This is a genomic window from Mesorhizobium sp. M4A.F.Ca.ET.050.02.1.1 (genome assembly GCF_003997725.1).
In the GTDB taxonomy this organism is placed as follows: domain Bacteria; phylum Pseudomonadota; class Alphaproteobacteria; order Rhizobiales; family Rhizobiaceae; genus Mesorhizobium.
The window spans coordinates 1-4,002 of sequence record NZ_RZSG01000561.1; the positions used below are offsets into that span (position 1 = coordinate 1).

A 4,002-nucleotide genomic window follows, 5' to 3' on the forward strand; every position below is an offset into this window, starting at 1 on the left:
GCGCCGAGGGTTTCGCTGTGCTGGCGCTCTACGACCTCGGCGGCAAGCCGGAATTGCTCGACGCGGTCAATGTCGCCACCGATCGAAGCACATTTTTTCGCGAACCGGCCAGGCTTTCGATCAGCGCCGGCGATGACGCCGTCGTCATCACCAGCACGCATTTCAATTCGAACCAGGGCTATGTCAGCACGTTGCTGCTCATGGTCCGCAGCGACCGCTTCGAGCTGGTCGACACCATCAACACGTTCGATGAAAACTACTGCTACAAGCGGACGCAGGATCTTGCCTTCAAGACGCTCGCGGACGGCCGGCGCTATGCGGCGATCAAGGCGACGGTGACCGACGCCACGGTGCCGGGCGAAGACTGCGAAGACGAGCAGCCCAAGGCTTCGTCGCACAAGATCTCTGTGACCTATCGCTGGAGCAAGAAGGCGTCGCGCTACGTGCCTAGTTCCAAGGCGTTCGAGCGTCTGTCAGCAGAGAACGAGAAACGCTTCTGAGCCAGGCGCATTCGTTTGCCCGGTTGAAATCGTCGCGCTAGACTCCGCTTCACAAGTCCACATATGAGGGAAGCATCCATGGACAAGGGCAAGATCTTTCGCGACCTGCACGCCTCGACCTTCGTCATGCCCAATCCCTGGGATATCGGCACGACAAAGCTTCTCGCCTCCTTCGGATTCAAGGCGCTGGCGACGACCAGCGCCGGCTTTGCCTTTTCGCGCGGCCTGCCCGACGGCGCGGTGACGTTCGACGCGATGATCCATCACTGCCGCGAGGTGACGGCGGCGACCGCTCTTCCAGTTTCGGCCGATCTCGAACGTGGCAAGGGCGACAGCCCCGAACAGGCGGCAGAGACCGTTTTCGCGGCCGAGGCGGCCGGCCTTGCCGGCTGCTCGATTGAGGACCACACTGGCGATCGGGAGAAGCCGATCTATGATTTTTCGCACGCCGTAGAACGCGTCGCCGCCGCTGTCGAGGCGGCGCGGGCGCTGAAGCACGATTTCGTCTTCACCGCGCGGGCCGAGAATTTCCTGTGGGGCCGGTCCGATATCGATGACACGATCAAGCGGCTGCAGGCCTTCGAGCAGGCCGGAGCCGACGTGCTCTACGCGCCGGGCTTGAGCGACGTCGAGACGGTGCGGATCGTCTGCTCGTCGGTGACCAAGCCGGTCAACGTCATGGCGCGGCCGGGCTTCGCCGTCGCCGACCTCGCCCAGGCGGGTGTCAAGCGCATCTCGCTCGGGCCCTGGCTGACCAATTTCGCCTTCGGCATGCTGGAGACCGCGGCGCGCGAGATCCAGCAGGACGGCACCTTCGGCTTCACCCGCGCCGCCATGCCGTTCGGCAAGCTGCAAGCGCTGTTCGGCAAGAACGGCGACTGACCGAAAAGGTCATCCTGGCCGGCGCGCTGACACCGCCTTGTGCAGATGCACCATCATGGCGGCGGCGAAGAGCGGCGTCAGCAGGTTGACGACCGGAACGGCCAGGAAAGCGGCGATGACCAGCCCGGCCAGGAACACGGTGCCGGCATACTTCCGGCGCAAGGCCTTAGCTTCGGCCTCCGGGCGGAAGCGCATGGCGGCGAATTCGAAGAACTCGCGCCCGAGCAGATAGCCGTTGACGATGAAGAAGGCGGCGATGTTAATGCCCGGCACCAGGAGCAGCAGCAGGGCGATGATGTTGCCGAGAACAACGACGCCAAAGAATTTTATCGCCAGCACCAGCGAGTGCAGCGCCGGCACGGGACGGCCGGGCGGGCCGTCCGGATAATCGGTGCGCTCGACCACTTCGGCGACGTCGTCGAGGAACAGGCCGGCGATGATCGCCGTCACCGGCGCGACAACCAGCGCCATCCCCATCGCCAGGACGATGCCGGCGACAATGGCGCCCAGCCATCCGGCCCATGACGGCAGCCCAGGCAGAAGCCTCTGCAGCCACGGCCAGGCCAGCCATTCGAGCAGGCTCTCGATGCCGAACCAAAAGGCCACCAGCGCCAGCAGGGTCAGCCCCAGCGTCTTCAGGAAGACGGAACGGAATTCGGGCGAGAACAGCCGGCTGGCAGCGGCGCGAGCGGCGTCGAGGATCACGGCGTCTCCAACCCCTCATTGACTAAGACGCTTCCGAGATAGGCACCCTTGTCGAGCAGCGCAACTATTGCGCAAGTTTCGTCTGCCGGGCGGGGATGGTCATCGCCGCGACGCCGACAACGACGAAACCCATGCCGAGCCAGGCCGTCGGACCGAGGCTCTCGCCAAGGAAGAGAGCGCCGATGCCGACGCCTATCGGCACGCGCAGATAGGCCTGCGATGTGGTGCCGACCGAGCCCAGCGTGTGGATAAGGCGGAAGAAGATCGAGAAGGCGAGCGCGGTCGAGAAGACTGAAAGTCCGATCAGGGCGAGGATCGACGCGGTCGATGGCGAGAGCGTCCAGGGCCGGTCGAAAACAAGGCTCAACGGAATCAGGATCGCCGCGCCGCAGATCATCGAGCCGGCGGCCGGCAGCATTGGGTCAAGCCCTCTGAAGTTGCGCCCGAAAATGGCCGCGCCCGCATAGCTGACGGTAGCGGCGACGACGGCAAGCTGCGCCCACAGCTGATGGCCGAGACCGCCGAGCGCCTCCGTGCCGACGATGAGGCAGATGCCAGCGATGCCGGCGCCGACGCCGACCAGCTTGCGCAGCGTCACCGGCTCGTGGCGGGTGATCAGCGCGGTCAGGAGGAAGGTGAAGATCGGCGAGGTGGCGTTGAGGATGGTGGCGAGGCCGGCATCAATGGAGCGCTCGGCGGCGGCGATCAGGGTGAAGGGCACGACGCTGTTCAGGCAGGCCTGGAAGGCGAAGCGACGCCAGGTTGCGGCGTCCCTCGGCATGGCGAGGCCGCGCCAGCGGATGATCGCCAGCAGGATGGCGCCGGCGATCAGGGTGCGGGCGGCGATGAAGGTCACCGGCGGGATCGTCTCGACGCCTACCTTGATGAAGGTATAGGACGCGCCCCATAGCAGCGCCAGCACGGCAAGCAGCGACAGTTCGGTGGTCATGTCGGTCTTTGCGGGCATTGCTGGTTCGTGCTCTCAGAAACTTCGCTCGGATCGCTTCTAGCCGACGGCAAGGCGGAAATGTTTCGATCCGGATGCAACCATAGCCGTCGTCATCACGGCCGATATGGTCCAGTTTTATGCGATGGCTGCAACAGCCGGCGAATAGGCGCGGCCATTGACCGGCATGGCGGAACCCGATGCCGATTTTCGGGGTAGGCAAAAGGGCGGCAACTCGCTAGACCCGCGCCCGGCCGGCGTGGCAGAAAGCCGGCAGGTTCCAAGGCGGAGAGATTGATGCCGGATTATGACGTGCTTTGCATCGGCAATGCCATTGTCGACATCATCGCCCAGTGCGACGAGGCCTTCCTCGAGACCAACGGCATCATCAAGGGCGCGATGAACCTGATCGACACCAGGCGCGCCGAACTGCTCTACAGCCGCATGGGCCCGGCGATCGAGGCCTCCGGCGGCAGCGCCGGCAACACGGCGGCTGGCGTTGCGAGCTTCGGCGGCCGCGCCGCCTTCTTTGGCAAAGTCTCCAACGACCCGCTCGGCGAAATCTACACCCACGACATCCAGGCCCAGGGCGTCGCGTTCGACACCAAGCCGCTCCAGGGCCAGCCGCCGACGGCGCGATCGATGATCTTCGTCACGCCGGACGGCGAGCGCTCGATGAACACCTATCTCGGCGCCTGCGTCGAGCTTGGCCCGGAAGATGTCGAGGCCGACAAGGCCTCCGGCGCCGCGGTCACCTATTTCGAGGGCTATCTGTGGGACCCGCCGCGCGCCAAGGAAGCGATCCGGCAGACGGCAAGACTGGCGCATGCCGCCGGGCGCGAAGTGTCGATGACATTGTCGGATTCCTTCTGCGTCGACCGCTACCGCGACGAGTTCCTCGACCTGATGCGCTCGGGCACCGTCGACATCGTCTTCGCCAACAGCCACGAGATCAAGTCGCTCTACCAG

4 protein-coding genes and 1 pseudogene are annotated in these 4,002 nt (G+C 65.0%); 3 read left to right on the forward strand and 2 right to left on the reverse strand.

Annotated features, from left to right (window positions below):
- Together EOA33_RS26860 and EOA33_RS26865 are read left to right on the forward strand one after the other, a co-directional pair.
- A pseudogene (locus tag EOA33_RS26860) lies at positions 1 to 500 on the forward strand (hypothetical protein); the annotation flags it as partial.
- 78 nt (positions 501 to 578) lie between these two features.
- Positions 579 to 1,382, forward strand: coding sequence for an oxaloacetate decarboxylase (locus EOA33_RS26865; RefSeq protein WP_126056798.1), 804 nt, complete (start codon positions 579 to 581; stop codon positions 1,380 to 1,382).
- 9 nt (positions 1,383 to 1,391) lie between these two features.
- On the opposite strand, the gene EOA33_RS26870 is transcribed toward EOA33_RS26865, so the two are convergent.
- Together EOA33_RS26870 and EOA33_RS26875 are read right to left on the reverse strand one after the other, a co-directional pair.
- Positions 1,392 to 2,087 (reverse strand): sulfate transporter family protein, encoded by a 696-nt coding sequence (locus EOA33_RS26870; RefSeq protein ID WP_127407011.1) that lies wholly within the window; start codon positions 2,085 to 2,087, stop codon positions 1,392 to 1,394.
- Positions 2,088 to 2,151: 64 nt separating this feature from the next.
- On the reverse strand, positions 2,152 to 3,054 hold the full coding sequence (locus EOA33_RS26875; RefSeq protein ID WP_126056800.1) for an EamA family transporter: 903 nt from the start codon (positions 3,052 to 3,054) through the stop codon (positions 2,152 to 2,154).
- A gap of 276 nt (positions 3,055 to 3,330) precedes the next feature.
- On the opposite strand from EOA33_RS26875, the gene EOA33_RS26880 reads away from it, so the two are divergent.
- Positions 3,331 to 4,002 (forward strand): adenosine kinase (locus EOA33_RS26880; protein ID WP_145989297.1); only part of this gene is annotated, 672 nt, incomplete at its 3' end.